Annotated in this window: 3 protein-coding genes; 2 read left to right on the plus strand and 1 reads right to left on the minus strand. The window is 70.0% G+C overall.

Going from position 1 to position 4,439, the window contains the following annotated elements; all coding sequences use genetic code 11:
• The coding region (locus ACFWGJ_RS42325) for a purple acid phosphatase family protein (protein ID WP_387334286.1) at positions 1 to 1,691 on the minus strand (1,691 nt) is incomplete at its 3' end.
• Between the two features lie 176 nt (positions 1,692 to 1,867).
• Between ACFWGJ_RS42325 and ACFWGJ_RS42330 the strand changes: the two genes are divergently transcribed.
• Positions 1,868 to 2,908 carry a 3-isopropylmalate dehydrogenase gene (locus ACFWGJ_RS42330; protein ID WP_366788147.1) on the plus strand — a complete coding sequence of 347 codons (1,041 nt, stop codon included), beginning with the start codon at positions 1,868 to 1,870 and terminating at the stop codon, positions 2,906 to 2,908.
• A gap of 288 nt (positions 2,909 to 3,196) precedes the next feature.
• Positions 3,197 to 4,285, plus strand: coding sequence for a branched-chain amino acid aminotransferase (locus ACFWGJ_RS42335; RefSeq protein WP_387334288.1), 1,089 nt, complete (start codon positions 3,197 to 3,199; stop codon positions 4,283 to 4,285).
• Positions 4,286 to 4,439 lie beyond the last annotated feature (154 nt).

Consider the following 4,439-nt stretch of genomic DNA (forward strand, 5'->3'; position numbering starts at 1 on the left):
CGCAGGAACGACTCGTACTCGATGCCGACGCCCGCCGTGAACGCGGCCCGCGAGCGGTGTGCGGCCAGCCAGACCAGCCGTACGGGGCTCGCCTCGAAGTGGTCGATGCGCTTGCCGCTCTCGGCGAGCGCCGACACCGTGAGCCGCGGGGCCGGTCCCGCCTCCGCCTCCACGGAGAGGAAGGAGTAGCCGGTGTACCGCACCCGCGACCACTCCACGGTGTCGGGATTCTGGTTCTTCGACTTCGTCCAGTGGTAGGTGTCCACGGACTCGCGGTCGACGATCTTCCCCTCGTAGCTGTCCTTCACCCCTGAGGGGAAGCTGTACAGGCTCTTGCCCGCGCCGCCCGCCGTGACGTACACGATCCCGTCCCGTGTCGGATCGGTCGACGCGCCGATGGGCACCGGCTTGCCCACCCCGCCGTTCTTGACCGCGTCGGTGCGCTCGTACACGTGGTTGTGGCCGTTGATCACCAGATCCACCTGGTGCTTGCTGAACAGCGGCAGCCAGGCGTCCCGTACGCCGCCGTCCGAGGCGTGGGTCGACGTCGAGTAGGCGCAGTGGTGGAAGAAGACCACGACGAAGTCGATCCCCTCGTCCTCGCGCAGTTCCCCGAGCCGCCTGTCGAGCCAGGCCGTCTGCCGGCCCTCCGAGTAGCCCTTGTTGGCGGGGATCTCGTACGACACGTCGTTCGCGTCCAGCGCCACGATCCCGACGTTGCCGTACGTGAAGGAGTAGACGCCCGGGGCGTTCTTCGCGTCGAAGCCGTTCCCGGGGAGCGAGAAGCGCGCCGACTGGCCGCCGTACCCGTTCGGCGAGTACCAGGCCTCCATGTCGTGGTTGCCGGTCGTCACCATCCACGGGATGGTCTTCGCGACCGTCTCCGTCTGCTTGAGGAACAGGTCCCAGGCGGTGGGGTCGTAGATGTCCGACTCCTTGCCGTGGCCGGTCACGTCCGCGTAGCAGATGTCGCCCGCGTGCAGATGGAAGGCGGGCTCCCGGCCGAGGATCAGCTTGTCGTTGGCGAGCGCGTCCGGGGTGACGCCCTGGTCGCCGAAGGCCGTGAACACGAACTTCTCCGCACGGGCGGGCGCCGTGGTGAACGAGCCGACCGTGGAGTGCCGTTCCTTGGACGCCGGGTCGAACCCCTCGTGGCCGACGCCGTAGTAGTACGTCGTCCCGGGCCGCAGACCGTCGAGCGCCGCGTGCAGATAGAACTGGTCGAGAGCGAGCCGTACGCCGTCGAGCCCTGGGGTGTGCAGGTCGCGCACCTCCGCCTCGATCTTGCGGCTCAGCTCCCAGGGCTTCAGCCCCACCCGCACGTACGGCTTCCTGACCGTGAGCGGCACCTGCCAGGAGATCCGCATCTGGGTCCTCGGGTCCGCGCCGAAGGCCAGATGGCGGCCGAAGGGGGTGACGACCGCGCCGTCCACCCGTTCGGTGGGGGTGGAGCCGCCGGACAGGGGGGAGGGGGAGCGGGTCGCCGCGTCCGAACCGGACCCCGGGCCGGAGCAGCCGGCCAGCAGTCCGCCGGCCACCGCGCCCGCGCTGACCAGGGCGCGGCGGCGGGTGAACTTCGTCCGCAGGTACTCGTACTGCTCCGCCATGCTCATCCGGCGTGCGAGCCGCGGCGGGATGCCGACGTCGGGGACGGGGGGTCCTGGGGGTGTCCCCATGGGAGGCGCGGTCATGGTGGTGAACTTCCCATCACGGGCCGACATCCGCCATACGTACAGGTGAACGGCGGCTGACGGGTTGATGCGCGGCCCCCGCCCCGGACACCTTCCGGCAGCCCGGCTCCACTCCACCCCTGTCCGTATGCCGGACGGCCCATGTCATCCCGTGGGACGGGGAGTAGGGTGCCGACATGTCTCGCAGCATCGATCTCGCAGTGATCCCCGGTGACGGCATCGGCCAGGAAGTCGTGGCCCAAGGCCTGAAGGTCCTCTCCGCCGTCCTCCCGCAGGATGTGAAGCTGGAGACCAAGGAGTTCGACTTCGGCGCCCGGCGCTACCGCGCCACCGGTGAGACCCTCACCGACGCCGACCTCGACGCCCTGAAGCAGCACGACGCCATCCTGCTCGGCGCGATCGGCGACCCGTCGGTCCCCTCCGGCGTCCTGGAGCGCGGCTTCCTGCTGAAGCTCCGCTTCGCCTTCGACCACCACGTCAACCTGCGCCCGTCGAAGCTCCTGCCGGGTGTCGCCACCCCGCTCGCGGGCCAGCCGGAGATCGACTTCGTCGTCGTCCGCGAGGGCACCGAAGGCCCCTACACCGGCAACGGCGGCACGATCCGCAAGGGCACCCCGCACGAGGTCGCCACCGAGGTCTCCGTGAACACGGCCTTCGGTGTCGAGCGCGTCGTGCGCGACGCCTTCGCCCGCGCCCAGGCCCGCCCCCGCAAGAAGCTCACGCTGGTCCACAAGAACAACGTGCTCACCTTCGCGGGCCACCTGTGGACGAACACCTTCAACAAGGTGGCCGAGGAGTTCCCCGAGGTCACCACGGACTACATCCACGTGGACGCCGCGACGATCTACCTCGTCACGGACCCCGCCCGCTTCGACGTGATCGTCACCGACAACCTCTTCGGCGACATCATCACCGACCTCGCCGCGGCCGTCTCCGGCGGCATCGGCGTCGCCGCGTCCGGCAACATCAACCCGAGCGGCGAGTTCCCGTCCATGTTCGAGCCCGTCCACGGCTCGGCCCCGGACATCGCGGGCCAGGGCAAGGCCGACCCCAGCGCCACCGTGCTGTCGGTCGCCCTCCTGCTGCGCCACCTCGGTTACGAGACCGAGGCCGCCCGCATCGAGGACGCCGTCTCCGCCGACCTCGCGGAGCGCGGCACCACCACCCGTACCACCGAGGAGATCGGCGACGCGCTCGCCGCCCGAGTATCCGGCTGACCCGCCGGTACCACCCCAAGCCGCCGGGTCGCTTCCGCACCCGGCGGCTTTTCGTATGCCCCGCCGGGTGTCACCATCAATCCCTGGGCCGCATTCACACCGATTCGCCCCCCTCCGCGACGTCCACGACATACGTGGCAGGGGTGGTGCCCCATTCGGCTCATCTCGCGCGATAATCGAACGCGGAGCCGCGAAATGACGACATGCTCGGACGTCCTAACACTGGCCACTGGCAGTACAGGCGTGAGCGCGGCCCGTCACACACAACCGGTGAAGGACAAACCACTCATGACGACGCCCACGATCGAGCTGAAGCCCTCCTCGTCCCCGCTGTCCGACGCGGAGCGCGAGGCGATCCTGGCCAGCCCCGGATTCGGCCGCCACTTCACCGACCACATGGTGACGATCAAGTGGACCGAGGGCCGCGGCTGGCACGACGGCCAGCTCGTCCCGTACGGTCCGCTCTCCTTCGACCCCGCGACGAGCGTCCTGCACTACGCGCAGGAGATCTTCGAGGGGCTGAAGGCCTACCGGCAGCCCGACGGGTCGGTCGCCACGTTCCGTCCGGACCGCAACGCCCTGCGCTTCCAGTCGTCCGCCCGTCGGCTGGCCATGCCCGAGCTGCCCGTCGAGACCTTCATCGAGGCCTGCGACGCGCTGATCCAGCAGGACAAGGCGTGGGTGCCGGCGCACGGCGGCGAGGAGTCGCTCTACCTGCGGCCGTTCATGATCGCCACCGAGGTCGGTCTCGGGGTGCGGCCCGCGAACGAGTACCTCTTCATCGTCATCGCGTCGCCCGCCGGGGCGTACTTCCCGGGCGGTGTGAAGCCCGTCTCCATCTGGCTGTCCGAGGACCGGGTGCGGGCCGTTCCCGGCGGCATGGGGGACGCGAAGACCGGCGGCAACTACGCCGCGTCCCTGCTCGCGCAGGCGGAGGCCACGGCGAAGGGGTGCGACCAGGTCTGCTACCTCGACGCGGTCGAGCACAAGTGGGTCGAGGAACTGGGCGGCATGAACCTGTACTTCGTGTACGGGGACCGGATCGTCACGCCCACGCTCAGCGGGTCCATCCTGGAGGGCGTCACCCGTGACTCGCTCCTGTCGGTCGCCCGCGACCTCGGGTACGGGTCCGAGGAGGCGCGGATCTCCAGCGACCAGTGGAGGCGGGACGCCGAGAACGGGACGCTCACGGAGGTGTTCGCGTGCGGGACCGCGGCGGTCATCACCCCCGTCGGTACGGTGAAGAGTGCGGGCGGTGAGTGGCTGCAGAGTGGGGGCGGGCCGGGGGAGGTCACGCTGAAGCTGCGTGAGGCGCTGCTGAACATCCAGCGGGGTGTGTCGAAGGACCCCCACAACTGGATGCACCCGGTGTCCTGACCTCCACGGGGGCTCCGCCCCCGAACCCCCGACGCGCCCGTCACCGCATGGGGGTTTGCGCCCCCGCCGCCCCTACCCGTTCCCGTCCACGCATGGGGGCTGCGCCCCCTCGCCCCCTTTGCGCAGTTCCCCGCGCCCCTAGGTACCTAGGCCC

Origin of the sequence: Streptomyces sp. NPDC060205, assembly GCF_042728395.1 — a bacterium.
Taxonomy (GTDB): domain Bacteria; phylum Actinomycetota; class Actinomycetes; order Streptomycetales; family Streptomycetaceae; genus Streptomyces.

Excerpts from the sequence above, each read along its gene's own strand:
- ACFWGJ_RS42330 (WP_366788147.1), top strand. The coding sequence starts at position 1,868 with ATGTCTCGCAGCATCGATCTCGCAGTGATCCCCGGTGACGGCATCGGC.
- ACFWGJ_RS42335 (WP_387334288.1), top strand. The coding sequence starts at position 3,197 with ATGACGACGCCCACGATCGAGCTGAAGCCCTCCTCGTCCCCGCTGTCC.